Source organism: Pseudomonas bijieensis (genome assembly GCF_013347965.1).
In the GTDB taxonomy this organism is placed as follows: Bacteria; Pseudomonadota; Gammaproteobacteria; order Pseudomonadales; family Pseudomonadaceae; genus Aquipseudomonas; species Aquipseudomonas bijieensis.
Map to the genome: position 1 here is coordinate 3,080,402 of NZ_CP048810.1, position 26,576 is coordinate 3,106,977.

The window sequence follows — 26,576 nt, forward strand, 5'->3', positions numbered from 1 at the left end:
CCGCTGGGTGGCGAAGCCGCCACAAAAAAGCGATGAGCGCTTCGCACTCAAGCGGGAGCAAGCTCCCTCGCCACAGGTTTTGTGTTGACTGATCGAGCAAAAAAACGCCCCGAACCAGTCGGGGCGTTGTTTCGAGGATGCGGCCTCGGGTGCAGCGGTTTAGCGGATGCCGTCCTGGCGCAATGCGTTCGGAGTGAAGTCGGCAGTGGTAGCGGTGAAGCCGAAGTCGTAGGCCGATTTCTCTTCGTTCTTCATGCCCAGTGCCAGGTAGCGGCCGGACTGCAGGTCGTAGAGGGTTTCCAGGGCGTACCACGGCACTTGCTTGTCGTAGTAGTTCTCGGCATGGGCCTCGGCCACGCGCCACAGTTGGCCACGGCCGTCGTAGTGGTCGATCACCGCGGCTTGCCAGGTGTCTTCGTCGATGTAGAAGTCACGCTTGGCGTAGATGTGGCGCTGGCCTTCCTTCAGGGTCGCGGTCACATGCCAGACACGACGCAGCTCGTAGCGGGTCAGGTCCTGGTTGATGTGGCCGGCCTTGATGATGTCGGCGTACTTGAGTTGTGGCGAATCGATCCTGTAGCTGTTGGCAGCGATGTACAGCTCTTTCTTGCCTTCCAGCTTCCAGTCGTAGCGGTCTGGCGCACCGTTGTACATGTCCAGGTTGTCGGAGGTACGCAGGCCGTCGGCCGCCGTGCCCGGGCCGTCATAGGACACTTGCGGGGCACGGCGCACACGGCGCTGGCCAGCGTTGTAGACCCACGCCGAACGCGGCTCCTTCACTTGGTCGAGGGTTTCGTGCACCAGCAGCACGCCACCGGCCAGGCGTGCCGGTGCGGTCACTTGTTGCTTGAAGTAGAACAGGATGTTGCCAGGGTTGGCCGGATCGAAATCCTTCATCTTGTCGCGGAACACGAATTGGTCGCGGAAGTACACCAGGCTGTACGAACCGTTGGGCTGCGGGGTGGCCTGGGTGACCAGGCGTGTCACGCTGCCGCCACGATAGCGGGTGATGTGGTTCCAGATGACTTCCACGCCACTCTGGGGAATCGGGAACGGCACGGCCGTCTCGAAGTTTTCCAGGCCGTTGCCGCCGGACACCAGCTTGGTGTTGACCGCGTTTTTCTTGATGGAGGCGAACACCTCGTCCGGCACGGTGGCGCCGCGATGGGTCGGGTAGACCGGCATCTTGAAGGTTTCCGGGTAGCGCTTGAACATCGCGTACTGGCCCGGGGCGAGTTTGGCCTTGTACTGCTCGACGTTCTGCGCCGTGATGGTGAACAGCGGTTTTTCCGTCGGGAATGGATCGGCGAGGAAGCCCTTGCTGTCCACGGCACCGGCATTCTTGGCCATGGGTTTCCAGGCCGAGATCGAGCCGTCGGCATTGCCGGCCATCTCGGCGCCCATCGGCGTCAGGCTCTTGCCCAGTTTGTCGGCCTCGGCGGCGGGTACTGCCGCCATGACGCTGGCGGCCAGCAGGGATAGCCCCAGAACACCGACCTGCAACAGATTCTTTGTTATTTTCATAGTGTGTCGTCCTGAAATTCGGTGCTTAGAAGGTCACGCCGACGCTGAGCGCCAGGAAGTCACGATCGTCCACGGTACTGAAGTCGCCACCAAAGAAGTTGGTGTAGGCCAGGCTGGCGTTGTAGGTGTTCTGGTACTCGGCATCCAGCCCGAGGCTGACGGCTTTGCGGCCTTCTTCGAAGTTGCCGCCAGGGCCTGGCGAGTAACCCTTGACGTCATGGGACCAGGCCACGTTGGGCTTGAGGTTCACACCGGCGAAGACGTCCGGGTATTCCCAGATGGCGCGAGCGCGGTAGCCCCAGGACGTGGAGGTGGTGAAGCCGTCGTTGTTGCAGTTGCTGTTCACGTCGTTGATGGTCTGGCCGCCACCTGTGGCGGTAGCGCCGTTGAGCCTGTCACAGGCTCCGGCGGGCAGTTGACCCGGGCCAAAGACAGGGTCACGACCGTAGCGAAGGTCCGACTTGCTTTCCAAGCCTCCAACATGAGTAACGCCGACTTCACCTACCAGTGTGAGGCGACTGGCGCCCATGACCTGATCCAAGAAGTGAGTGAAGGTGGTCTGGAACTGAGTGATTTCCTTGCGGCGATAACCATGCAGATCCTGGCCTGGCACACCCGTAAGCAGCGAAGCATTGCCCAACGTAGGACCACCGAGCGGGCGAACGCCGGCGAACAGAATATCAGTGGTGCTCAATTGCACCGGTGCATTTGGGCGATAGCTCAATTCACCGCTCCACGCCGTACCGGTAGGCAGCGTCGTGGAGAAGCTCAGGCCGTAGAGGCGAATGTCTTCCGGATATTCGACGAAATATTGCGAGTTGCCTGCAACCAGCAGAGGCGCCAGTCCGGCAAACGGAGGGGGCAATCCTGCAGCTATGTTGTAGACCGACTGCGAGGCACCCGTGGCACTGAAAATCGGCGCACGACTGTGGTAGTTCATGAAGTAGGCACCGAACTCGGTGTCCAGCGGCTCGAACATGTACTTCAACGAAGCACCCCACTGACCACTGTCACGGGCGTCGCGATCCGGCCCGCGGCGTACCAGTACGCCTTCTTCGTTGACGTCGACACCCAGTGCGGCCGCTGGGCCCAACGCGGCGGCTGGGAGCGTGGAACGCTTGCTCAGCACCCGCAGGTTATCGGTACACCCATCGGCAATCACATCCGGCTGGGAGAAGAACGTACCGCAGTTATCCACCACGGTCTGGTCCCATTCAATCTGGTAGAACGCCTCGGCCGACAGGTTGTCGGTCAGGCTCTGGGAAACGTAGAACATGTTGACCGGGATCAGGCCTTCCTTGATCTCGGCACCAGGGCGACGGAACGCGGACACGTCGACCGGGTTGATGGAGTTGATGCCGCCCTGGATGAAGGTACTTTCACCCCAGCTGACCACTTGCTTGCCCAGGCGGACCGAACCCGGCTGATCGGCAATGGCGTAGTTGTGGTAGACGAATGCGTCGAGGATCTGCCCGCCGGAGGACTTGGCGCCTTCCTTGCGGTTGCTGTCGCTGATGTCCTTGTACAGGCGGTGTTCGTCCTTGAGTTCGAAGTCGTACCAGTACTTGCCGCGCACGAACACGCCGGTATCGCCGTATTTCAGCTCCAGGTCATGGATGCCCTTGAAGATCTTCGAGAAGGTTTCCCCTCGCTTGAAGTTCAAGTGACCGTCGTCGGAGGTCTGCGACAGGCCCTTGCCACCATTGTTGACACCGATCAGGTCCTTGTTGGCGTTGGCCGTGGACCAGCTCGCGCCGACCGACAGGGACGAGTCGAACTGGCCCTCGATTTCACCGATGTTGAAACTGACGCCGAATGCTGGCCCGGCGAGCGAAGAGGCGAGACTGACCGCCAGAGGCAGTTTTGCCCGGCGCCAGAACGTGGTTGCTGAGGTCATCGACGCTACTCCATGTGCATTATTGTTATGGCAGTGGACATTTCAAGAACACCTCGATGGCTGGGAGCGGCAGCGTCCCGACATCCATCAAGGTCGCATCGCCCTTTCGTGCGTGCGCCCCGTTCTTGAGAATCCGTGAGCGGACTATAGCCAGCAGGTAGTACGGCTTGATCCCTCTAAAGTGTGATTTGCAGCCCTCGACCACTCTGGAACAGTCCTTTCGCCAGGCCGACAGATGCCGGCACGGCAAGGATGGCTGAAATTTTCGGTTTGACAAGGCAAGCGCTTGCTTGGTGGGGCTGCCGTGCCCTTTCGGGCACGGCAAAAAGGCCTAAAGCGTGGACAGGAAGGTGCTGTTGTTGCTCTGCCATTCGGTGATGTCGACGCGGATGCGCTTCTTGTCGAGCTTGCCGACGCTGGTCTTGGGAATTTCAGTAACAAGGGCGATCTGGCTCGGGATCGCCCACTTGCTCAGGTGCCCCAGCTCGACGAACGGCTTGAGGTGTTCCTTGAGCTCACGAGCCCCGATCTCATGCCCTTCGCGAATCACCAGCAAGGCAAACGGCCGCTCGCCCCACTGCGGATCGGGGATGCCGACCACTGCTACTTCGCGTACCGCCACGTGACGGCTGATGAGGTCCTCCAGGTCCAGGGAGGAGATCCATTCGCCACCGGTCTTGATCACGTCCTTGATGCGGTCACGGATGTCGATGAAGCCCATGTTGTCCAGGGTGGCGACGTCACCGGTGTGCAGCCAGCCGCCGGCCCAGAGCTCGGCGCCCTTCTGCGGCTCGTTGAAGTAACCCTCGGTGAGCCACGGCGCGCGCAGCACCAGTTCGCCCTGGGTCTCGCCGTCGGCCGGCAGGAAGCGGCCCTCGGTGTCGACGATCGCCGCTTCCACCAATGGCCCCGGCACGCCGGCCTTGATCCGGTAGGTGGTGCGTTCGTCCTCGCTGCCGGCCATCAACTCGTCGTTGAGGTGGGCGCAGGACACCAGCGGGCCGGTTTCCGACATGCCATAGGCGGCGGTGAGCTGGATGCCCCGGGCCTTGGCCGCTTCGTACAGGCTGCGGTTCAGCGCGCTGCCACCAATGACGATTTTCCAACCGCCGAAATCGGTGTCCTGGGCGCCCTTGGCATTGAGGACCATCTGCAGGATGGTCGGCACGCAATGGGAAAAGGTGACCTTTTCCTTGCGCCACAGCTGGACCAGGAATTCGGGGTCGTAGCGACCCGGGTAAACCTGCTTGAGCCCGAGCATGGTCGCCACGTACGGCAGACCCCAGGCATGGACATGGAACATCGGCGTAATGGGCATGTACACGTCGTTGGTGCCCAGCAGCCGCACACTGTCGATGGAGCCCATGATGGTCGCCACGCCCATGGTGTGCAGCACCAGTTGCCGATGGGTGAAATACACGCCCTTGGGGTTGCCCGTGGTGCCGGTGGTGTAGAACGTGGTGGCGACGGAGTTTTCGTCGAAATCCTGGAAGTCGTAGGTGGGGGCGGCGGCGGCCAGCAGTTGCTCGTATTCACCCACCAGGTTCGGCAGGTCAGCGGTTTTTTCCGGCAGGTCGGTCAGCAGCAGGGTCTTGTCCACCGTGGTCAGGTGCCCGGCAATCGCCTGGTACAAGCCGACGAACTCGCTGTTGACCAGCACGAAGCGGTCCTCGGCGTGGTTCATGGTGTAGACGATCTGCTCCGGTGACAGGCGCACATTGATGGTGTGGATCACCGCGCCGATCATCGGGATCGCGAACATGCACTCCAGGTAGCGATGGCTGTCCCAGTCCATCACCGCCACGGTATCACCGGCCTTGACCCCCGCCTCGGTCAACACGTTGGCCAGGCGCGCGACCCGTTCGATCAGCGTCGGGTAGCTGTAGCGCAACTGGTCGCGGTAGATGATCTCGCGGGTTTTCTCGTAACGCGTGCCGGACATCAGCAGCCGCTTGATCAGCAGCGGGTATTGATAGGCGCCTTCGGCTGGAGGAATAACGCGAGTCTGCAACATAAGAGTCCCTTTTCTGACTGCACGGTCTTGGCTGGAAGCAAGCACTCTAGAGCGCTTATACACGGATCAAATCAGCCAAAGGAATGATTTGATCCGCGCGCAAATACTAGCCTTGAGCCATCTTCCCCCCGGGTTTCGCAAGCATTGCGTAACCAAACCTTGTCAGAACGGGATCCAACAGCGAGCATAGGTGTCACGCTTGTTACAAAAGCCTGTGGGGGAAATGCCCTGGCAGGTGCCCAGCATGCCACCACTTTTTGACAGAAAATAATGAACACCGAACCGACCTCTTCCCAGGCCACCGTGCCTCAGGGCGCGCCGCTTGTGTCGATCGTGGCCCCCTGCTACAACGCCGGAAAATACCTGGAAGAAGCGATCCACAGCCTCTTTGCCCAGGATTACCCGAACATTGAGGTCATCGTGGTCGACGACGGCTCCACCGACGACAGCCTCGCCATGCTCCGGCAGTTGCAGCAAACCTACGATTTCCAGCTCTACGCCCAGGAGAACCAGGGCGTGAGCGCGGCGCTCAACCACGGGCTGAAGTATGCCAAGGGCACGTACGTAGCGACCCCGGACCTTGACGACGTGATGTTGCCCCATTCGATCCGGGTCCGCGCCCACTACCTGGACGAACATCCGCAGGTGGGCTGCGTCGGCGCGCTGATCGTCTACATGGACAGCGAAGGCCGGACCATCAAGGAGCAACAGCACGATCACCTCCAGGTACATACCTTCGATGACCTGCTGCGCAACGCCGCCGTCATCGGCGCGCCCACGGCCCTGTACCGTATGAGTGCCCTGCGGGACGCCGGTTTTTATGATCCGCAGCTAAGGGTCCAGGATTTCCAGATCACCCTGCGGATCGCCCACCAGGGTTATGAAATCCATGAACTACCGATCTGCGTCACGCGCTATCGGCGCCACCCCAATAACCTGTCGAGAAAATACCGCTTGATGCTCAAGACAGACCTGCAGGCCATCGAGCCCTATCGGGACCACCCAGGCTACGAGTCGGCCCGCACGGTACTGGTGCACAAAGCACTGAAGTACGCCGTGGTCGAAGACCGCAAAGAAGCCTGGCAACTGTTGCGCAGCATCCCCTGGCGCCACTGGAACAAAACCAGCTTCAAGCGCCTCAGGCGGCTGGTCTTGCGATTGCCGATGACAAGGACCAAATCATGAAGTTCTTGCAGAAATTCAAGGAGCGCAAAGTACGAAAGCACCTCAAGCGCCTGGAAAAACTCGAACGAGCGCCGGAAAAAATCCGCCTGCGCTATCCGAAATACCAGGTTGGGGTGGGTACGTATGGCATTCCCGAGGTGATGGAGTTCGGCGACGACACGGTCCTCAAGGTCGGCTCTTATACGTCGATCGCCGAAGGGGTGAAGATACTGTTGGGTGGTGGGCATCGCACCGACTGGGTCAGCACGTTTCCATTCCCGCGGATGATCGACGAAGCCCGGGATATTCCTGGTAGCTACTCGACCAAAGGCGACGTGGTGATTGGCAGCGACTGCTGGATCTGCGCTGAAGCGATGATCCTGTCGGGCGTGACCATCGGCCATGGCGCCGTGGTCGCGGCCGGCGCGGTGGTGATACGCGATGTCGAGCCTTACGCCATGGTGGGTGGCAATCCGTGCCGGTTCATTCGCTGGCGTTTCGAGGAGCCGGTGCGTCAGGCCCTACTTGAGTCGGCCTGGTGGGAATGGCCGATGGAAGAGGTCAAGGCGGTGTCGCCACTGCTGTGCAATGACAACATCGACGCCTTCCTGGATTACGTCCGCCAACGGCATTGATCGCCCCACATTTGCGTGGTGCGATCAAAGGAAAGACCGAAACGGTCAGTGCGCCTCGGTAAACGCCAGCTTCACTCCAATGGCGACGAGCACCGCGCCCATGGTCCGGTCGAACCAGTGGCCCATGCGCGCGAAACCAGCGCGCACCCGTTGCTGGCTGAACAGCAGCGCCACCAGGCAGAACCAGACGGCCGTGGCGACCGCCAGGTACACACCGTAACCGGCCTGGATCGCCAATGGCGTATGGGGGTTGATCACCACAGTGAACAGCGACAGGAAAAACAGCGTCGCCTTGGGATTCAGGCCATTGGTGACGAAGCCCGAAATGAACGCGCCACGGGCGGTCCGTTCACCGACTTCCTTGTGCAGGTTTTCCTCGGCCGGCTTGGCCGGTTGCGCCCGCAGTGCCTTGAAGCCGATGTACAGCAGGTACGCGGCGGCGGCCCACTTCAGCGCGTTGAACAGCACGATCGATTGCGACACGATCAGGCCGATGCCCAGCAACGAATAGCCCACATGCAGGAAAATCGCCGTGCCGACGCCCAGCGCCGTCCAGGTGCCGGCGCGCCGGCCATGGGTCACGCTTTCACGTACCACCACGGCAAAATCCGGCCCGGGGCTGGCGACGGCCAGCAGATGGATCAGGGCGACGGTGAGGAATTCGGTGAGGTACATGGTGGCTCCTTGGCTAGCTCAATCTCAAAATAAACATCAACTGTGCGGCGAGTGAAAGTGTGTGGGAGCAAAGCTTGCTCGCGATACAGGCGACTCGATTCCTGGCAAACCCCATCGCCGGTGTCGCGAGCAAGCTTTGCTCCCACAGACATCTGATAGGCTCGCCACATTACGCCTTCGGTTCTTGACATAAAAGGTACAACTGATGACGAACACCGCCCGCGCCGTTTTCCTCGACCACCCTTCCCTGGACCTCGGCGACCTGGACCTGGGCCCGCTGCGCAGTTGCTTCAGCGACCTGCAACTGTTCGCCCGGACCACCCCGGACCAGGTCATCGAGCGGCTCAAGGGCGCCACCGTGGCGATCACCAACAAGATCGTGATCGATGCCCAGGCCATGGCGGCCAGCCCCGAACTGAAGCTGATCCTGATCAGTGCCACTGGCACCAATAACGTCGACTTGGAAGCCGCCCGCCGCCACGGCATCACGGTGTGCAATTGCCAGGGCTACGGCACACCGTCGGTGGCCCAACATACGATCATGCTGTTGCTGAACCTGGCGACGCGCCTGGCCGATTATCAAAAAGCGGTGGGCGAAGGTCGCTGGCAGCAGGCTTCGCAGTTCTGCCTGCTGGACTATCCGATTGTCGAACTGGAAGGCAAGACCCTGGGTCTGCTGGGCCATGGCGAACTGGGCAGCGCCGTCGGGCGGCTGGCCGAAGCCTTTGGCATGCGCGTGCTGCTGGGGCAGATCCCCGGGCGCCCGGCCCGACCCGACCGCTTGCCGCTGGAGCAACTGCTGCCGCAAATCGATGCCCTGACCCTGCACTGCCCGCTCAACGAACACACCCGGAACTTCATCGGCGCCCGCGAACTGGCGCTGCTCAAGCCCGGTGCGTTCGTGGTCAATACCGCCCGCGGTGGCCTGATCGACGAACAGGCCTTGGCCGAGGCGCTGCGCAGCGGTCACTTGGGCGGCGCCGCCACCGACGTGCTCAGCGTGGAGCCGCCGGTCCAAGGCAACCCGCTGCTGGCCAGCGATATTCCTCGGTTGATCGTCACACCGCACAACGCCTGGGGCAGTCGCGAGGCGCGGCAACGGATCGTCGGTCAAATGAGCGAAAACGCCCAAGGCTTTTTCAGCGGTACAGCACGGCGTGTCGTCAGTTGATAAACTGCCGCACTTTTTTTCAAGGAGCAGACCATGGATCCGCGCAGTGAAGTACTGCTTCGTCAGGCCGAGTTATTCCAGGGCTCGGTGTTGTTGGCCGGCCTGCCCGCCGACGACCTGCTCGGCCGCTTGCCCGAGGCCCATGGCTGGTGCTGGCATGCTGGCGATCAGGCGGCGCTGGACGCGCGCTTTCCCGAGCGCAGCCACTTTGGTGTGAACGTCCCCGAGCAGGGGTTCGACACCGCCGTGGTGTTCCTGCCCAAGGCCAAGGACCTCACCGACTACATCCTCAATGCCGTGGCCGCGCGCCTGGCCGGGCGCGAGGTGTACCTGGTGGGGGAAAAACGCAGCGGCATCGAAGGTGCGTCCAAGCAGCTCAACCCGTTCGGCAAGCCACGCAAGCTCGACAGCGCCCGGCACTGCCAACTGTGGCAAGTCACGGTCGCCAACGCGCCCGAGGCCAAGCCTCTGGAAAGCCTGGCCCAGACCTACGAGCTGCCCCTGGCCGAAGGCCCGTTGAAGGTCATCAGCCTGCCGGGGGTGTTCAGCCACGGTCGCCTGGATCGCGGCAGTGCGCTGCTGTTGGAGCACCTGGATAAACTGCCCAGCGGGCATTTGCTCGACTTCGGTTGCGGTGCCGGGGTGCTGGGGGCGGCGGTCAAGCGTCGCTATCCACACAACACCGTCACTCTATTGGACGTGGACGCGTTCGCCGCCGCCAGCAGTCGCCTGACCCTGGCCGCCAATGGCCTGGAAGCCGAGGTGCTGACCGGTGACGGCATCGACGCCGCTCCCATGGGCTTGAGCGCGATCCTGAGCAATCCACCGTTCCATGTCGGCGTGCACACCGATTACCACGCCACGGAAAACCTGCTACGAAAAGCAGCCAAACATCTGAAAAATGGCGGCGAACTTCGGTTGGTGGCGAACAGTTTCCTCAAGTACCAACCCCTGATCGAGGAGCATCTGGGCGTGTGTGCGATCAAGGCCGAAGGCCAAGGCTTTCGCATCTACCGGGCCAAGCGCGGCTGAAGCATTTTTAAGAAACAGCACTTGCCCAATCGGATTTGCCTAGGCAGAATCCGCTCCGTCCTAGGGGAGTAGTCTCCCGCGAGCGCCATGCTCGCCCGGCATACGTCAACATACTTGGTCAGCAGACCATGGCGTATGCGGCCCAAGCGTCCACGCAGATGGTCGCTGGGTTTGACAAGACCTATGACACGCACACCTTACCCGGGGCGGGAAGGCTGTACGTGTCATAGCCGTGTCGACCCGCCCCTTTAGGAACTCCTGATGCTGGACTCACTCCTCGTACCTACCGCTATCGTTGCGTTGGCCGAAATCGGCGACAAGACGCAATTGCTCGCGCTCATCCTGGCGGCTCGCTTTCGCAAACCCTGGCCAATCATCGCCGGCATCGTTGCCGCGACACTCGCCAACCATGCGGCAGCCGGCGCGGTCGGCGCCTGGGTCAGCGGTTTTTTCTCCGACGCGGTCTTGCACTGGATACTGGCAGCAAGCTTCACGGCCACGGCACTGTGGACCCTGGTCCCCGACAAGCTGGACGATGAAGAAACGAACACGGCCCGTAAGTTCGGACCGTTCCTGACCACGCTGATTGCGTTCTTCCTGGCGGAAATCGGCGACAAGACGCAGATCGCCACGGTGATGCTCGCTGCGCAATACCCGGAGTTGTGGCTGGTGATCATCGGTACCACGGTGGGCATGTTGATCGCCAACGTGCCGGTGGTCCTGGCCGGCAACTTCGCCGCCGAGAAACTACCCCTTACCTTGATCCGCCGCCTGGCCGCCTCGGCATTCTTCGTCCTGGCGATCGTGGCGGTGTACAAGGCGATGCAGAGTAGTGGGTGGGTTTGACCCTGTGTCACACCTTGGGCTGAGGATAACTGTGGGAGCATAGCTTGCTCGCGATAAACGATGACGCGGTCTGATTGACGTCTGCGTCACCCCTGTCGCGAGCAAGCTTTGCTCCCACAACAATGCTTACTTCTTGGCCTGCTGATACAGCGGCATCACCTTCGGAATCGCCGCCTGCAACGAAGCGATACGGCTGCTCGACGAAGGGTGGGTACTCATGAACTCCGGCGGCGCGCCTTCCGAGGCCTTGGCCATCTTGTTCCACAAGGTGATCGCGGCGTTCGGGTCGTAGCCGGCGCGGGCAGCCAGTTCGAGGCCGATCAGGTCGGCTTCGTTCTCGTTGCCACGGCTGTTGGGCAAGGTCATGCCGTAGTTGGCGACGGTGTCGGCCAACGCCAGGCTGTCCTGGCCCAGGCCGAACAAGGCGCCAGCGCCCTGCTTGGCCATCTCGATGCCATAGGCCTTGGACATCGCTTCGCGCCCGTGCTCGCGCAGGGCGTGGGCGATTTCGTGGCCCATGATCGCGGCAATCTCAGCGTCGGTCAGCTTCAACTGGTCGATCAGGCCGGTGTAGAACATGATCTTGCCGCCAGGGCCGCAATTGGCGTTGAGTTCATCGCTCTTGATCAGGTTCACTTCCCAATTCCACTGCGCCGAATCCGGGCGGAACACCGGTGCCTGGGCAATCAAGCGGTCGGCAATGACCTGGATGCGCTTGGCATCGTTGCTGGTCTTGTCCAGCGCGCCCTGGGCGCTCGCCTCACCCATCGTCTTTTGGTAGGACTGGGCGTACATCTGGTTGACCTGCTCGGTCGACAGCATGCTGAACATATACTGCTTGCGCTCCACGCCCACGGCTCCGCCGCTGGTGGTATTGACCGACTGGCAACCGGCGAGCAGCAGAGCCGCGCTCAGAGCACTCACCATCAATGTCTTGTTCATGTAAAAGAAGCTCCCTGGAAACGTGGGCGTATCCTAGGCCTTGATTTGTATCGGCGCCAGATACACAACGAGCGATTACAGATTTTTCGGACAGGGCCTACCCAGTTCATTTGCGACACCCACGCAGCTAAAACAGTCAACCGACGAACAGCGCCTCATGCCGCGCCGCAGGAACGCCGATAAAGGCTCCAGACGTCATTTCCGCGTCCGGAGCCTTTATGAAATTCAGATCGATCCAGTTTTCCGTGGCCGCCCTGGCCGGTGCCATCGTGCTCAGCGTGGTCGGCGCCCTTGTGCTGTACGCACTGTTTGCCGGCGCCCGCACCCAAGAGATGGTGCAACAGCGAACCACGGCGCAGTTCGAACAACTCATCGAACAACGCCTCAGTGCCTTGGCGCGCACCCAGGCCAGCCTGATCCAGCGGGAACTGGAAGCGCCGCTGTTGCTCGCCCGTGGCCTGGCCACCAGCAACGCCTTGATGGGCATGAACGGCGCGGACGGCAACCCGCAATTGAAGGTGCCCCGCGAGCAAATGATCAGCCTGTTGCGCGAAACCGTGGTACGTAACCCGAAGATCCTCGGCGCCTACATCGCCTGGGAGCCGAATGCCATCGACCACGATGACGCCAATTATGTGAACAGTCAGGTGTTGGGCATGGAAACCAACGGGCGTTTCCTGCCGTGGTGGTTTCGTAACCAGGACGGCTCCCTGGGCCTGGAAAAACTCGCCGACGTGACCGACCAGAAACTGCTCTCCACCGGCATCCGCGCCAGTGAGTACTACCTGTGCTCCCAGGACAGCAAGAAAGCCTGCGTGATCGACCCGGCGCCCTATCGCGTTGGCAACACGATGACCATGCTCGCCTCGTTCATCGAACCGATCATGATCGATGGCAAGTTCCAGGGCATCGTCGGTGCCGACCTGTCGGTGAACTTCATCCAGGACATGCTCGTGGCCGCCGACGGCAAGCTGTACGACGGCGCCGGGGAAATGGCCTTGCTCTCGAGCAACAACCGGCTGGTGGCCTTCACCAAGGACCCGAGCAAACTCGGGGAAAAGGCCAGCGACCTGCTGGATGCCAGTGAACTGGATAACCTCGCCAAGCTTGGCATTGGCGAGGTGCGCTATGACATCGACGAAGAACACGGGCATATCGAGGTGTACATGCCGTTCGGCATCGGCGAGACCAACGCCCGCTGGACGTTGATGCTGCAACTGCCGCTGAATGCCGTCATGGCCGACCTGCAAGCCCTGCAAAAAGACCTCGACCATCAGCGCCAGGCCGATATCTTCGGCATGGCGATGGTGGGCCTGGTGATTGCCGGCATCGGTCTGCTGGTGATCTGGCTGGTGGGCCACGGCATTGCCCGGCCACTCAAGCAAATGGTGGCGATGCTCGATGACATCGCCCAGGGCGAAGGCGACCTGACCCGGCGCCTGGTCAGCGACCGCGCCGATGAACTGGGAGCGATCGCCAGGGGCTTCAACACGTTCCTGAGCAAATTGCAGGGCATGATCACCCAGGTGGTGACTTCGGTGCAGAGCGTCAGCGACTCATCGGAGCACACGGCCGATATCGCGATCCGCACCAACCAGGGCGTGCATAAACAGATGTCTGAGATCGATCAGGTCGCCACTGCCGTGCACGAAATGACCGCTACCGCCCAGGACGTGGCCCGCAACGCGACCCAAGCCGCCCAGGCCGCCAGTCATGCAGACCAGGCCGCCAGCCAGGGCATGCAGATCGTGCGGGACACCTCCACTTCCATCGGTGCCCTGGCCGTGGAAATCGGTAAGGCAGTGGGTGTGGTGCAGACCCTGGCCAAGGACAGCGAGAACATCAACGCGATCCTCACCGCCATCCGTGGGATCGCCGAGCAGACCAACCTGCTGGCCCTCAACGCCGCCATCGAAGCCGCCCGGGCCGGTGAACAGGGCCGTGGCTTCGCGGTGGTCGCCGATGAAGTGCGCAACCTGGCACAGAAGACGCAGCAGGCGACCGAAGAAATCCAGGCGATGATCCAACAGTTGCAACAAGGCACCCGGGACGTGGTGCGAGTGATGGAAGACAGCCAGCACCGTACCGATGAAAGCGTGCAGCATGCGGCGAAAGCGGCCCAGGCCCTGGAAACGATCACCCAGGCCGTGTCGGTGATCAACGACATGAACACCCAGATCGCCAGCGCCGCCGAAGAACAAAGCGCCGTCGCCGATGATATCAACCGCAACGTGATCAACATCGGGCAAGTGGCGAACGAGGTGGCCAGCGGTGCCGACGAGTCCAGCGCGGCCAGCGCCGGGCTGACCAAACTGGCAGAGCAGCAGCGGCGGTTGATCAATCAGTTCAGGGTCTGATCCAAAGGCCTCATCGCGAGCAGGCTCGCTCCCACAGGGGATTTGCGGTGGAATTCCAACCTTGCTACCCCCCCAAAAAACTGTGGGAGCAAAGCTTGCTCGCGATAGCGTCAGGTCAGCCGACATTGAGGTGACTGACACACCGCCTTCGCGAGCAAGCCCGCTCCCACAGGGGATTTGCGGTGGAATGTCGACCTTGCGAACACCCCAAAACAACTGTGGGAGCGAGCCTGCTCGCGATGGCGTCAGGTCAGCCGACATTGAGGTGACTGACACACCGCCTTCGCGAGCAAGCCCGCTCCCACAGGGGGATTTGCGGTGGAATGCCGATCTTGCGAACACCCCAAAACAACTGTGGGAGCGAGCCCGCTCGCGATGGCGTCAGGTCAGCCGACATTGAAGTGACTGACACTACGCCTTCGCGAGCAAGCCCGCTCCCACAGAGGATTTGCGGTGGAATTCCGACCTTGCTAACACCTCAAAAAACTGTGGGAGCAAAGCCTGCTCGCGATAGCGTCAGGTCAGCCAACATTGAGGTGACTGACACACTATCGCGAGCAAGCTTTGCTCCCACAGACTCCCACAGGTTCAATGCAGGGCTTTAGAGTTCGCCGAGGGCTTCGATCAGGGCCTGGTTCTGCTCCGGTGTGCCGATGCTGATCCGCAGGAACTGGGCAATCCGCTCCTGCTTGAAGTGCCGCACGATCACGCCCTGCTCCCGCAGTTTCGCCGCCAACCCTGCCGCATCGTGCCCAGGGTGGCGGGCGAAGATGAAGTTGGCCGCCGAGGGCAACACTTCAAAACCCTTGGCTTGCAGTTGCGCCACGACCCATTCACGGTGCTCGATGACCAACTGGCAGGTCCGCTCGAAATACTCACGATCATCAAACGCCGCCGCGCCGCCGACATTCGCCAGGCGATCCAGCGGGTAGGAGTTGAAGCTGTTCTTGATCCGCTCCAGCGCTTCGATCAGGTCCGGATGCCCCACCGCCAGGCCCACTCGCAGCCCCGCCAGCGAGCGGGACTTGGACAGGGTCTGGGTCACCAGCAGGTTCGGGTAACGGTCCACCAGGCTGATGGCCGTTTCGCCGCCGAAGTCGATATAGGCCTCGTCGACCACCACCACCGAATCCGGGCTGGCCTTGAGGATCCGCTCGACCGCTTCCAGCGCCAGCAGACAACCGGTCGGCGCGTTCGGGTTGGGGAAGATGATCCCGCCGTTCGGTTTGGCGTAGTCTGCCGGGTCGATCTGGAATTGTTCATCCAGCGGCACGGCATCGAACTTGATGCCGTACAGCCCGCAATACACCGGATAGAAGCTGTAGCTGATGTCAGGGAACAACAGCGGCTGGTCGTGCTGTAACAGGCCGTGAAAGATGTGCGCCAGCACTTCATCCGAGCCGTTGCCCAGGAACACCTGGTTGCTCTGCACCCCGTAATACCGGGCCACGGCGTTTTTCAGCAGGTCGCTGTTGGGATCCGGATACAGGCGCAGGTTGTCGTTCAGCTCGGTCTGCATCGCCGCCAAGGCCTTGGGCGATGGGCCGTAGGGGTTCTCGTTGGTGTTGAGCTTGACCAGGCGAGTCAGCTTCGGCTGTTCACCCGGTACGTAAGGCACCAGGTTCTTGACGAACGGGCTCCAGAATTTACTCATTTCAGTTCCCCTGCCCGTCAATGGTGTTCTCATCAAGAATGCGGTACTCGGCGCTGCGGGCGTGGGCGCTCAGCGATTCGCCACGGGCCAGCACCGAAGCGGTCTTGCCCAGTTCGGACGCGCCCTGCTCGGAGCAGAAGATGATCGACGAACGCTTCTGGAAGTCATACACCCCCAGCGGCGACGAGAAACGCGCAGTGCCGGACGTCGGCAATACGTGGTTGGGACCTGCGCAGTAGTCGCCCAGGGCTTCGCTGGTGTGGCGGCCCATGAAGATCGCACCGGCGTGGCGGATCTGCGGCAACCAGGCCTGCGGGTCGGCGACCGACAGTTCCAGGTGTTCCGGCGCGATGCGGTTGGCGACCTCGATGGCCTGCGCCATGTCATCGACCTTGATCAGCGCACCACGGCCATTGATCGACGTGTTGATGATCTCGGCGCGGTCCATGGTCGGCAGCAGTTTATCGATGCTGGCGGCCACCTTGTCGAGGAACTCGGCGTCCGGGCTGACCAGGATCGCCTGGGCGTCTTCATCGTGCTCGGCCTGGGAAAACAGGTCCATGGCGATCCAGTCCGGGTCGGTCTGGCCGTCGCACACCACCAGGATCTCCGAAGGCCCGGCGATCATGTCGATGCCGACCTGGCCAAACACGTGACGCTTGGCGGTGGCGACATAGATATTGCCCGGCCCGACCACCTTGTCGACCCGTGGCACGCTTTCGGTGCCATAGGCCAGCGCAGCAACGGCCTGGGCGCCGCCGATGGTGAACACCCGGTCCACGCCAGCGATGCAGGCAGCGGCCAGCACCAGTTCGTTGATTTCACCGCGCGGAGTCGGGACCACCATGACCACTTCGGTCACCCCGGCGACCTTGGCCGGAATAGCGTTCATCAGCACCGAGGACGGGTAGGACGCCTTGCCACCCGGCACGTACAGGCCGGCGCGGTCCAGCGGCGTGACCTTCTGGCCCAGCACCGTGCCGTCGGCTTCGGTGTAGCTCCAGGAGTCCTGTTTCTGCCTCTCGTGGTAGTCGCGCACCCGCGATGCGGCTTTTTCCAGGGCTTCGCGCTGGGGCACGGTGATCCGGGTCAGGGCCAGTTCCAGACGCTCGCGCGGCAGGATCAGGTCGGCCATGGACGCCACTTGCAGGCCATCGAATTTCTGGGTGAATTCCACCAAAGCGGCATCGCCACGCTCGCGCACGGCCTTGATGATGTCCAGCACCCGCTGATTGACCGAGTCGTCAGACACACTTTCCCAGCTCAGCAGATGATCCAGATGATGTGCGAAATCCGGGTCGGCAGCGTTGAGTCGGCGAATCGAAGTGGGAGCGGTCATAGCGAGGGCCTCATTAATGGCAAATGCTCAGGCGCCCTAAGCTACCAGTCCATTCGCGTGGGCACCTGAGAAAATTGGCTATGACACGGATAGACGGGCGCGACTCAAGGTCGCGCAGGTGAATCAGCCGCGGTGTCGCGATTCCACTGCCTTGCGCAGGGTATCGATCAGAGCCTGGATACGGGCATGCTGCATTTTCATCGAAGCCTTGTTGACGATCAGCCGGGAGGTGATGTCAGCGATGAAATCCTGGGGTTCCAGACCGTTGGCCCGCAGGGTGTTACCGGTGTCGACCACGTCGATGATCTTGTCCGCCAGGCCGATCAGCGGCGCCAGCTCCATCGAACCGTACAATTTGATGATGTCGACCTGGCGGCCCTGCTCGGCGTAGTAACGCTTGGCAATGTTGACGAACTTGGTCGCCACGCGCAAACGCCCCTTGGGCTCCGGCGCGCCGACTTTACCGGCGGTCATCAGCTTGCAACGGGCGATCCGCAGATCCAGGGGCTCGTACAGGCCCTGGCCGCCGTATTCCATCAACACGTCCTTGCCGGCAACGCCCAGGTCGGCGGCGCCATGTTCCACGTAGGTCGGCACATCGGTGGCACGCACGATCAGCAAGCGCACATCGGCCTGGGTCGTGGGGATGATCAGCTTGCGGCTCTTGTCCGGATTCTCGGTCGGCACGATGCCCGCTTCAGCCAGAAGCGGCAGGGTGTCGTCAAGGATGCGGCCCTTGGACAGTGCGATGGTCAACATGGGAAACGTCAGTCCTTATCAAGGTACTCATGCCCGGTCGCAAGCGGCGCCGGACACACATCGAGGGTGCAAACACCCTCGATTTGAAACTATTCAACAGGCACATCCTTGTGCCCATGCAGCCGGGACTAGCCCGGTACGCGGCGGATCTTGGCGCCGAGCATCTGCAGTTTTTCTTCGATGCACTCGTAACCACGGTCGATGTGGTAGATGCGGTCGATCAGGGTATCGCCTTCGGCAATCAGGGCCGAGATGACCAGGCTGGCCGAGGCCCGAAGGTCGGTGGCCATGACGGGCGCGCCCTTGAGCTTCTCGGTACCGGTAACGATGGCAGTGTTGCCTTCGACCTGGATCTTGGCACCCATGCGATGCAGTTCGTAGACGTGCATGAAGCGGTTTTCGAAGATCGTCTCGATCACTGCGCCCGTGCCTTCGGCAATGGCGTTGAGGGAGATGAACTGCGCCTGCATGTCGGTCGGGAACGCCGGGTACGGAGCGGTCCGCACGTTGACGGCTTTTGGCCGCTTGCCGTGCATGTTCACTTCGATCCAGTCTTCACCGCAGGTGACTTCGGCACCGGCTTCCTTGAGTTTTTCCAGGACGGCTTCGAGGATGGTCGGATCGGTGTCCTTGACCTTGACGCGGCCACCGGTGACGGCGGCGGCTACCAGGTAGGTACCGGTTTCGATCCGGTCGGGCATCACTTTGTAGGTGGCCGAATGCAGGCGCTCGACGCCATCAATGGTGATGGTGTCGGTGCCGGCACCGCTGATCTTGGCGCCCATGGCGATCAGGAAGTTCGCCAGGTCGACCACTTCAGGCTCGCGGGCGGCGTTTTGCAGTACGCTGCGGCCCTTGGCCAGTGCGGCGGCCATCATGATGTTCTCGGTACCGGTCACGCTGACGGTATCGAAGAAGAAGTGCGCGCCGCGCAAGCCGCCTTCCGGCGCCTTGGCCTTGATGTAGCCGCCTTCGACGTCGATCACCGCGCCCATGGCTTCCAGGCCGCGAATGTGCAGGTCCACCGGACGCGAGCCAATGGCGCAACCGCCAGGCAAGGCGACTTCGGCTTCACCGAAACGGGCGACCATCGGGCCCAATACCAGGATCGACGCACGCATGGTTTTCACCAGCTCGTACGGAGCGACCAGGGTCTTGATGGTACGCGGGTCGATCTCGACGCTGAGCTTCTCGTCGATCACCGGCTCGATGCCCATGCGGCCGAACAGCTCGATCATCGTGGTGATGTCGTGCAGGTGCGGCAGGTTGGCCACGGTTACCGGGCCATCGCACAGCAAGGTTGCGGCCAGGATCGGCAGGGCGGAGTTCTTTGCCCCGGAAATACGGATTTCGCCATCAAGACGAACGCCGCCGGTAATAATCAGTTTATCCATAAGAATCTCGAGGCCCTTGGGCTCAGGTGCGCTCGGCCCAGGCCGCGCTGCTGAAAAATTTCATCGTGACCGCGTGGATGCTGCCATCGGCGATCCATGGGTTCAAATGGGCATAGATGCTCTGCTGACGCTTCACTGGGCTCAATGCCGCCAGTTCATCGCTGATCACGTTCAACTGGAAGTTGCAGCCTTCGCCTTCAACTTCCACCTGCGTACCAGGCAGCTTTCCTTCAAGGAAGCTCTTCACTTCTACAGCCTGCATGCTCAACCTCAATCGGCGCCCTGTGCGCGCGGGTCGCACATCATACAAAAAAGCCCCGCGCCTGCGAACCCCGCGAAGCAGGACTCTGACGGGGGGACTTTTCCAACGATGTGGGTCAGGGGTGCGCCAACAACTCGGTCAATTCGCTGACCTGGGCTATTTCGCGCATGTCTTCGGGCATCCCACGGATGCTCCACGTTTTTCCGGCAGCCTTGGCGTCGCGCATGAAGCACAGCAGCAGCGACAAGCCGACGCTGCTGGACTTCTGCACCGCCGAGCAGTCAATGACCACCTCGGCGGCACTGACGGACTTGATCAGCGCCTGGCCCTGCTTGCGCAGGGCCGGGCCGGTGCGGTAATCCAGCACGCCACTGAGCAACAGCTCACCAGCCCCGCCCAGACGAACGGCCGACTCACTCACCGACTCGATCATTGTGCCTGCTTCTCTTGGGCATCTTCAGCCACTTCCTTGGCCTTGGCGACCTCACCGGCCCAACCGTTGATGGTCTTGTCCAGGTCATTGCCATTGCGCTGCATCGCGTCGGCGAACTGATCACGGAACAGCTTGCCGATATTGATGCCATTGATGATCACGTTGCGCACTTTCCACTCGTCGTTGATTTTCTCGAGCGTGTAGGACACAGGATAGATCGCGCCGTTGTTGCCCTTGACCTGCATGTCGACACTGGTGCGGGTACCGCTTTCGTCCTTGGCCGGCGAAACGGTGATGCCCTGGTTGTTGTATTCAAGCAAGGCATTGCCATAGAACTGCATCAGGCTGCGCTTGAAGTTCTCCTGGAAGCGGGTCATCTGCGCCGGGGTTGCCTTGCGCGAGTACTTGACGGTCATGATGCTCTTGGAGATGCCATCGGCGTCGACCACAGGGCCGACGATGCCGTTGAGGGCGTCATAGAACGCACTTGGGTCCTGCTTGTATTTCTCTTTGTTGGCGGCAAGGTCCGCCAGCAGCCGGGTGGTCGTGTCCTGGATGATGTCATGGGCCGAAGGCGCCGCCACGGCGTTAGCCATCAACGGCAGCGCCGCGAGCAACACCAACAGGCCACGTCGCAAGATAGAGATCATTCAAAAGCTCCTCATTTGGCGTCTTTGCTAACGGTATTGAGCAGGAATTTACCGATCAGGTCCTCGAGCACCAGGGACGACTGCGTGTCGTGGATGACGCCACCGTCCTTGAGCACGGTGTCTTCCCCACCCACGCTGATGCCAATGTATTTTTCACCCAGCAGCCCAGCCGTGAGGATAGATGCAGTGGAGTCAGTCGGCAGGTTATCCACGCGCTTTTCCAGCTGCAGCGTTACCCGCCCGGTGAAATCCTCGCGATTCAGATCGATTGCCGTGACCTTGCCGATAGTGACACCGGCCATGGTCACCTTGGCTCTGACCGTCAAACCGGCGATATTGTCAAAGTTTGCGTAAAGTTTATAAGTATCGGTGCTTGCCGTCGGCGCCAGTCCACTGACCCGCAGGGCCAGCAACAGCAAAGCCAGGATGCCAGCCAGCAAGAAAAGGCCGACACCGATTTCCAGGGTGCGGTTTTGCATCAGAAATCTCCAAACATCAAGGCGGTCAGAATAAAGTCAAGGCCCAGGACCGCCAGCGAGGCGTACACCACGGTCTTGGTTGTGGCACGGCTGATCCCCTCTGACGTGGGCTCACAGTCATAGCCTTGAAACACGGCGATCCAGGTCACGACGAAAGCGAATACGGCACTTTTGATCACGCCATTGAGGACATCGTCGAGAAAGTCGACGCTGTTTTGCATGTTGGCCCAGTAGGATCCTTCATAGACCCCCAGCCAGTCGACGGCCACCCACGAGCCGCCCCAGATCCCCACGACGCTGAAAATCATCGCCAGCACCGGCAGGGAAATGAAGCCGGCCCACAGGCGAGGGGCGATGATGTACTTGAGCGGGTCGACACCGATCATTTCCAGGCTGGACAACTGCTCGGTGGACTTCATGTTACCGATTTCAGCCGTCAGCGCCGAACCGGCACGCCCGGCGAACAACAGCGCGGTCACCACGGGGCCGAGCTCACGCAGCAGCGTCAGCGCCACCATCTGCCCGACCGCTTGCTCCGAACCGTAGCTGGACAAGATGCTGAAGCCCTGCAGCGCCAGCACCATGCCGATGAAGATCCCGGAGACCACGATGATCACCAGGGACATCACCCCCACCGAGTGCAACTGCTTGACCAGCAGGCCAAAGCCGCCGCCCGTCGAGTTGCGACCGAGCAAGGCGTGCATCAGGAACAACGAAGAACGGCCCAGTACCGCCACCACGTCGATGCCGGAGCGGCCGAACAGGCGAATTCTTTCCAATAGCGATTTCTTGCGCATCAGCGCTTCCCCAACAGATCGGTACGGTAATCCGTGGCCGGAAAATGGAACGCCACGGGCCCGTCCGGATCACCCTTCATGAATTGGCGAATACGCGGGTTGTCCGAATCCGCCAGTTCCTGCGGCGTGCCCTGCCCCAGCACCTGGCCATCGCCGACCACATAGATGTAGTCCGCGATGCTCGCGGTTTCGGCCAGGTCGTGGGAGACCACGATACTGGTGATGCCCAGCGCATCGTTGAGCAGACGGATCAGGCGCACGAGCACACCCATGGCGATCGGGTCCTGGCCGACAAAGGGTTCGTCGTACATGAGGATCTTCGGATCGAGGGCAATCGCCCGCGCCAGCGCGACCCGACGCTTCATGCCACCGGACAGCTCGTCGGGCATCAGGTCGAGGGCACCCCGCAGCCCGACTGCCTGCAACTTGAGCAGCACGATGTCGCGGATCATCTCTTCCGGCAGGTCGGTATGGACCCGCAGCGGGAACGCCACGTTCTCGAATACGTCGAGATCGGTAAACAGCGCGCCACTCTGGAACAGCACGCCCATGTGCTTGCGCGCATCGAACAGGTCGCTGCGAGACAACTCGGGAAGATTCTGACCATTGACCCAGACTTCGCCGGCGCTGGGCCGCAGTTGTGCGCCCATCAACCTCAGCAGCGTGGTCTTGCCACACCCGGAAGGCCCCATGATGCCGGTGACCTTGCCGCGCGGAATGCGAATATCGATGTCATTGAAAATGCTGCGCGTCCCTCGCTTGAAGGACAGTCCCTTCAGCTCGACCGCGTAGGCGTTGTCGGCACTCATCTAAACTCCTTGCGATGCAGCCTCACATTCGAATGCCCTGGCAGCCGACAAGCGCCGGTACCGCCGGGCGTGCGAACCGGCGGCGAACTATATCACTGCAACAGCCAAGCGCCCAAGGCCACCTCCCCGTCCGTTAAGCCTGGCTTAAGGTAAAAAGCTACATTTTATGTCGAACATTGCGGCTCCTCGAACAAAGCATGACGAACTTACGTGAGGGAATTGTTCATTGCCGCTATAATCGCCGCCTTTTCATCGGGCTATACGATTTCTGACATGAGCCAATCCAGCGACCTGATTCAATCGGCACAACGTACCATCCGCCTCGAGCTCGAAGCCGTGCAAGGCTTGCTGCCCCATATCGACGCTGATTTCGTACGCGCCTGCGAGATGATTCTGGCCAGCAAGGGCCGCGTGGTCGTGGTCGGCATGGGCAAGTCCGGGCACATCGGCAACAAGATCGCCGCCACGCTCGCCAGTACCGGCACCACGGCTTTTTTTGTCCATCCGGCCGAAGCCAGCCACGGGGACATGGGCATGATCACCCGGGACGACATCATCCTGGCCCTGTCCAACTCCGGCTCCACCAATGAGATCATCACCCTGCTGCCGCTGATCAAGCGCCTGGGCATCCAGTTGATCAGCATCACCGGCAACCCGGACTCGCCGCTGGCCAAGGCCGCCGAAGTGAATCTCAATGTCCATGTCGAACACGAAGCCTGCCCGTTGAACCTGGCACCGACCTCCTCCACTACCGCCGCCCTGGTCATGGGCGATGCCCTGGCCGTGGCGCTGCTGGAAGCCCGGGGCTTCACCGCCGAAGACTTCGCTTTCTCCCATCCCGGTGGCGCCCTTGGCCGTCGCCTGCTGCTGAAAGTCGAAAACGTGATGCACGCCGGCGAGGAGTTGCCGCAGGTGCTGCGCGGCACGCTGCTCAAGGACGCGCTCATGGAGATGACCCGCAAGGGACTGGGCATGACCGTTATCCTGGAGGCCGACGGCAAGCTCGCCGGGATCTTTACCGACGGCGACCTGCGCCGCACCCTGGACCGCACCATCGACATCCACAGCGCGACCATCGAGCAAGTCATGACGCCCCACGGCAAGACCGCCCGCGCCGAGATGCTCGCCGCCGAGGCCCTGAAAATCATGGAAGACCACAAGATCAGCGCCCTGGTGGTCGTCGACGACGAAGACCGTCCGGTGGGCGCCCTGAACATGCACGATCTGCTGCGTGCCGGAGTCATGTAAATGAACACAGACCTGTTGCAACGCGGCAAAGCCATCAAGCTGGCGGTTTTCGATGTGGACGGCGTACTGACCGACGGACGCCTGTACTTCCTCGAAGACGGCAGCGAGTTCAAGACGTTCAACACCCTCGACGGCCAAGGCATCAAGATGTTGATGGCCGCTGGCGTGCAGACCGCTATCATCAGCGGCCGCAAGACCCCGGTGGTCGAGCGACGCGCGAAGAACCTCGGTATCCCGCATCTTTACCAGGGGCGCGAAGACAAACTGGTGGTGCTGGACGAGCTTCTGGGGCAACTCAACCTAAGCTATGAACAGGTGGCCTACCTCGGTGACGACCTGCCAGACCTGCCGGTGATTCGCCGGGTCGGCCTGGGCATGGCGGTCGCCAACGCGGCCAGCTTCGTACGCGAGCATGCCCACGGCGTCACCACGGCGCGCGGCGGCGAAGGTGCGGCCCGCGAATTCTGTGAACTGATCCTGCGCGCCCAGGGCCGCCTCGAAGCGGCCAACGCCGCGTACCTGTGAGCCATTTATGCTGAGCAAGAAGATTCGCACCATTGTGGTGTTCGGCTGTATCGCAGCGATTTTTGCGGCGGTGGGCTATTGGAACATCAGCCCCGAACAGTTTCTCGACCAGCCTGCGGCCCAGGTCGAGGAAAAGATCGACTGGTACGCGACCAACACGCACACCCTGCAGTACCTGCCCGATGGCAAGGTGCAGTACGAGATGACCTCGGACAAGGTCGACCACGTGAAGGCCACCGATATTACCCTGGTGACCAAGCCGGACCTGAACATGTTCCGCGGCACCGAGTTTCCGTGGCATGTGCAGAGCGAGCACGCCGAAGTCAACTCCGGCGGCACCGAAGTGGAACTGATCGACTCGGTACGCGTCGCCCGAACCGACGAGAAAAACCGTACGACCATCATCACCAGCACACGCATGACCGTGTTCCCACAGCAAGAATATGCGCAGACCGAGCAACCCGTTAGAATCGACGGCGCCGGGGGTGTATCGACCGGCACGGGAATGAAAGCGTATTTGAAGGAAAGCAGGATACACCTGCTATCGAACGTAAGAGGACAGTATGAAGCTCGCTAAAACCCTCCCTATTTTGCTCAGTCTGGGCGCAGCACTGGGAAGCGCGAGCGCCTGGGCTCTTCCCGACGACCGCAACCAACCTATCCGTATCCAGGCCGACGATGCCCAGCTCGACGACAAGAATGGCGTCGCCACCTATAAAGGCGACGTGATCATCACCCAGGGCTCGATGAAGGTTACCGGCAATACCGTGACCATCACCCGCACCCAGTCCGGCGATATCGACGTAGTGACCTCGGTGGGCAACCTGGCCTATTTCGAACAGCTGCAAACCGCGGGCGACGCCAAGCCTGTGCAGGGCTACGGGGTAACCATCCAGTACCACGCCTCCCAGGATCGCGTCGTGCTGATCGACCGCGCCAAGGTGGTCGACAAGGACAACAACGTGACCCAAGGCGAGAAGATCGTCTACGACACCAACAAGAAACTCGCCAGCGCCGGTCGCGCCACCGGCAGCAAGGTGACCGAGTCGCGTCCGCGGATCGATATGGTGATCCAGCCGAAAAAGAAAACCGAACAGAAGGCCCAGTAATGGCAACTCTGAAAGCTCAGCACCTGGCCAAGAGCTACAAGAGCCGCCAAGTCGTGCGTGATGTCAGCCTGTCCATCGACAGCGGCCAGATCGTCGGCCTGCTCGGCCCCAACGGCGCAGGCAAGACCACCTGCTTCTACATGATCGTCGGCCTGGTCCAGGCCGATCAGGGCCGCGTGCTGATCGACGACCTGGATGTCAGCCACCAGCCGATGCACGGCCGGGCGAAGGCCGGTATCGGCTACTTGCCGCAAGAAGCGTCGATCTTCCGCAAACTGTCGGTTGCCGACAACATCATGGCGATCCTCGAGACCCGCAAGGAACTCGACAAGGCCGGCCGTCGCCAAGAGCTGGAAAGCCTGTTGCAGGAGTTCCACATCAGCCACATTCGCGACAACCTGGGCATGAGCCTGTCCGGTGGCGAACGGCGTCGCGTGGAAATCGCCCGCGCCCTGGCCACCGCGCCGAAGTTCATACTGCTCGACGAACCGTTCGCCGGCGTGGACCCGATCTCGGTGGGCGACATCAAGCAGATCATCCATCACCTCAAGGCCAAGGGAATCGGCGTGCTGATCACCGACCACAACGTGCGCGAGACGTTGGATATCTGCGAAACCGCCTACATTGTCAATGACGGCCAGCTGATCGCCGAAGGCGATTCCGCAGCCATCCTGGCCAATGACCTGGTCAAGGAAGTATATCTGGGCCACGAGTTCCGCCTGTAAGCACAAGTGTCTGGCGAATCGCTCGAGCGTCGTTTAATTTTATTATGGCGACGCTCTAGGCAAACACTTCAGTTTCAGGCATATAATTTGCTTAAGTTTGGCGCCTCGGCGCCCTGTAGTGGATGGCGCATGTGCG

General features: G+C 61.3%; 26 protein-coding genes, 1 pseudogene and 1 riboswitch. Of the genes and pseudogenes, 12 read left to right on the top strand and 15 right to left on the bottom strand.

Features of this window, described 5'->3' with window-relative positions; genetic code table 11:
* Positions 1 to 159: 159 nt before the first annotated feature.
* The 3 genes from GN234_RS13525 to GN234_RS13535 all read right to left on the bottom strand — a co-directional run bounded on the left by GN234_RS13525 (position 160) and on the right by GN234_RS13535 (position 5,435).
* Positions 160 to 1,524: a DUF1329 domain-containing protein gene (locus GN234_RS13525; RefSeq protein WP_109753569.1), complete on the bottom strand. Its 1,365-nt coding sequence runs from the start codon at positions 1,522 to 1,524 to the stop codon at positions 160 to 162.
* A 25-nt stretch (positions 1,525 to 1,549) separates the two neighbouring features.
* On the bottom strand, positions 1,550 to 3,421 hold the full coding sequence (locus GN234_RS13530; protein WP_163855282.1) for a DUF1302 domain-containing protein: 1,872 nt from the start codon (positions 3,419 to 3,421) through the stop codon (positions 1,550 to 1,552).
* A gap of 331 nt (positions 3,422 to 3,752) precedes the next feature.
* Entirely contained in the window at positions 3,753 to 5,435 is a 1,683-nt protein-coding gene (locus GN234_RS13535; protein ID WP_176688612.1) for a fatty acid--CoA ligase, read from the bottom strand.
* A 270-nt stretch (positions 5,436 to 5,705) separates the two neighbouring features.
* Between GN234_RS13535 and GN234_RS13540 the strand changes: the two genes are divergently transcribed.
* Both GN234_RS13540 and GN234_RS13545 read left to right on the top strand, forming a co-directional pair.
* On the top strand, positions 5,706 to 6,620 hold the full coding sequence (locus tag GN234_RS13540; protein ID WP_109753565.1) for a glycosyltransferase family 2 protein: 915 nt from the start codon (positions 5,706 to 5,708) through the stop codon (positions 6,618 to 6,620).
* Entirely contained in the window at positions 6,617 to 7,234 is a 618-nt protein-coding gene (locus tag GN234_RS13545) for a CatB-related O-acetyltransferase (protein WP_109753564.1), read from the top strand. Before GN234_RS13540 ends, GN234_RS13545 begins: the two co-directional genes overlap by 4 nt.
* Positions 7,235 to 7,279: 45 nt before the next feature.
* Here the strand turns inward: GN234_RS13545 and GN234_RS13550 are convergent, their stop codons facing one another.
* Entirely contained in the window at positions 7,280 to 7,909 is a 630-nt protein-coding gene (locus GN234_RS13550; RefSeq protein WP_060739142.1) for a LysE family translocator, read from the bottom strand.
* A gap of 205 nt (positions 7,910 to 8,114) precedes the next feature.
* Here GN234_RS13550 and GN234_RS13555 point away from each other — a divergent pair, with 205 nt between their 5' ends.
* The 3 genes from GN234_RS13555 to GN234_RS13565 all read left to right on the top strand — a co-directional run bounded on the left by GN234_RS13555 (position 8,115) and on the right by GN234_RS13565 (position 10,958).
* A complete protein-coding gene (locus GN234_RS13555) occupies positions 8,115 to 9,080 on the top strand; it encodes a 2-hydroxyacid dehydrogenase (protein ID WP_176688613.1) in 966 nt (321 codons plus the stop codon).
* Positions 9,081 to 9,113: 33 nt separating this feature from the next.
* A complete protein-coding gene (locus tag GN234_RS13560; RefSeq protein ID WP_176688614.1) occupies positions 9,114 to 10,112 on the top strand; it encodes a class I SAM-dependent methyltransferase in 999 nt (332 codons plus the stop codon).
* Between the two features lie 50 nt (positions 10,113 to 10,162).
* Positions 10,163 to 10,285, top strand: a riboswitch (yybP-ykoY riboswitch).
* A gap of 88 nt (positions 10,286 to 10,373) precedes the next feature.
* On the top strand, positions 10,374 to 10,958 hold the full coding sequence (locus GN234_RS13565; protein ID WP_109753561.1) for a TMEM165/GDT1 family protein: 585 nt from the start codon (positions 10,374 to 10,376) through the stop codon (positions 10,956 to 10,958).
* 126 nt (positions 10,959 to 11,084) lie between these two features.
* Here the strand turns inward: GN234_RS13565 and GN234_RS13570 are convergent, their stop codons facing one another.
* A complete protein-coding gene (locus GN234_RS13570) occupies positions 11,085 to 11,900 on the bottom strand; it encodes a M48 family metallopeptidase (protein ID WP_109753560.1) in 816 nt (271 codons plus the stop codon).
* 1,394 nt (positions 11,901 to 13,294) lie between these two features.
* Here GN234_RS13570 and GN234_RS30320 point away from each other — a divergent pair.
* Together GN234_RS30320 and GN234_RS30325 are read left to right on the top strand one after the other, a co-directional pair.
* Positions 13,295 to 13,351 (top strand): annotated as a pseudogene (locus tag GN234_RS30320) (hypothetical protein); the annotation flags it as partial.
* Between the two features lie 201 nt (positions 13,352 to 13,552).
* A complete protein-coding gene (locus GN234_RS30325; RefSeq protein ID WP_411828789.1) occupies positions 13,553 to 14,257 on the top strand; it encodes a methyl-accepting chemotaxis protein in 705 nt (234 codons plus the stop codon).
* 601 nt (positions 14,258 to 14,858) lie between these two features.
* Here GN234_RS30325 and hisC read toward each other — a convergent pair.
* The 10 genes from hisC to GN234_RS13625 form a co-directional block, all read right to left on the bottom strand.
* A complete protein-coding gene (gene hisC, locus GN234_RS13580) occupies positions 14,859 to 15,911 on the bottom strand; it encodes a histidinol-phosphate transaminase (protein WP_116831481.1) in 1,053 nt (350 codons plus the stop codon).
* Position 15,912: 1 nt separating this feature from the next.
* Positions 15,913 to 17,250: a histidinol dehydrogenase gene (gene hisD, locus GN234_RS13585; RefSeq protein WP_109753557.1), complete on the bottom strand. Its 1,338-nt coding sequence runs from the start codon at positions 17,248 to 17,250 to the stop codon at positions 15,913 to 15,915.
* A gap of 123 nt (positions 17,251 to 17,373) precedes the next feature.
* A complete protein-coding gene (hisG, locus tag GN234_RS13590; protein ID WP_047228656.1) occupies positions 17,374 to 18,009 on the bottom strand; it encodes an ATP phosphoribosyltransferase in 636 nt (211 codons plus the stop codon).
* Positions 18,010 to 18,137: 128 nt separating this feature from the next.
* Entirely contained in the window at positions 18,138 to 19,403 is a 1,266-nt protein-coding gene (murA, locus tag GN234_RS13595; RefSeq protein ID WP_041020860.1) for a UDP-N-acetylglucosamine 1-carboxyvinyltransferase, read from the bottom strand.
* A 22-nt stretch (positions 19,404 to 19,425) separates the two neighbouring features.
* Positions 19,426 to 19,665, bottom strand: coding sequence for a BolA family protein (locus GN234_RS13600; protein WP_007953556.1), 240 nt, complete (start codon positions 19,663 to 19,665; stop codon positions 19,426 to 19,428).
* 115 nt (positions 19,666 to 19,780) lie between these two features.
* Positions 19,781 to 20,086 carry an STAS domain-containing protein gene (locus GN234_RS13605; RefSeq protein WP_163858901.1) on the bottom strand — a complete coding sequence of 102 codons (306 nt, stop codon included), beginning with the start codon at positions 20,084 to 20,086 and terminating at the stop codon, positions 19,781 to 19,783.
* An 8-nt stretch (positions 20,087 to 20,094) separates the two neighbouring features.
* Positions 20,095 to 20,748, bottom strand: a complete 654-nt coding sequence (locus GN234_RS13610; RefSeq protein ID WP_109753556.1) for an MlaC/ttg2D family ABC transporter substrate-binding protein — start codon at positions 20,746 to 20,748, stop codon at positions 20,095 to 20,097.
* Positions 20,749 to 20,759: 11 nt separating this feature from the next.
* Positions 20,760 to 21,227: an outer membrane lipid asymmetry maintenance protein MlaD gene (gene mlaD / locus GN234_RS13615; RefSeq protein ID WP_003178020.1), complete on the bottom strand. Its 468-nt coding sequence runs from the start codon at positions 21,225 to 21,227 to the stop codon at positions 20,760 to 20,762.
* Positions 21,227 to 22,024: a lipid asymmetry maintenance ABC transporter permease subunit MlaE gene (gene mlaE, locus GN234_RS13620; RefSeq protein ID WP_079302654.1), complete on the bottom strand. Its 798-nt coding sequence runs from the start codon at positions 22,022 to 22,024 to the stop codon at positions 21,227 to 21,229. The genes mlaD and mlaE overlap by 1 nt, the downstream gene beginning before the upstream one ends.
* Complete coding sequence (locus GN234_RS13625) at positions 22,024 to 22,833, bottom strand: ATP-binding cassette domain-containing protein (protein WP_024618943.1); 810 nt, start codon at positions 22,831 to 22,833, stop codon at positions 22,024 to 22,026. The genes mlaE and GN234_RS13625 overlap by 1 nt, the downstream gene beginning before the upstream one ends.
* A 273-nt stretch (positions 22,834 to 23,106) precedes the next feature.
* Here GN234_RS13625 and GN234_RS13630 point away from each other — a divergent pair, with 273 nt between their 5' ends.
* From GN234_RS13630 to lptB, 5 genes are read left to right on the top strand one after another with little or no spacing between them, the layout of a single operon-like run.
* Positions 23,107 to 24,081 (top strand): KpsF/GutQ family sugar-phosphate isomerase, encoded by a 975-nt coding sequence (locus GN234_RS13630; protein WP_109753555.1) that lies wholly within the window; start codon positions 23,107 to 23,109, stop codon positions 24,079 to 24,081.
* Positions 24,082 to 24,606, top strand: a complete 525-nt coding sequence (locus GN234_RS13635) for a KdsC family phosphatase (RefSeq protein WP_109753554.1) — start codon at positions 24,082 to 24,084, stop codon at positions 24,604 to 24,606. It begins immediately after the preceding gene.
* Positions 24,607 to 24,613: 7 nt separating this feature from the next.
* A complete protein-coding gene (lptC, locus tag GN234_RS13640; protein ID WP_109753553.1) occupies positions 24,614 to 25,183 on the top strand; it encodes an LPS export ABC transporter periplasmic protein LptC in 570 nt (189 codons plus the stop codon).
* Positions 25,170 to 25,715 carry a lipopolysaccharide transport periplasmic protein LptA gene (gene lptA, locus GN234_RS13645; RefSeq protein ID WP_176688615.1) on the top strand — a complete coding sequence of 182 codons (546 nt, stop codon included), beginning with the start codon at positions 25,170 to 25,172 and terminating at the stop codon, positions 25,713 to 25,715. The genes lptC and lptA overlap by 14 nt, the downstream gene beginning before the upstream one ends.
* Entirely contained in the window at positions 25,715 to 26,440 is a 726-nt protein-coding gene (lptB, locus tag GN234_RS13650) for an LPS export ABC transporter ATP-binding protein (RefSeq protein ID WP_018614004.1), read from the top strand. Before lptA ends, lptB begins: the two co-directional genes overlap by 1 nt.
* Positions 26,441 to 26,576: the final 136 nt, after the last annotated feature.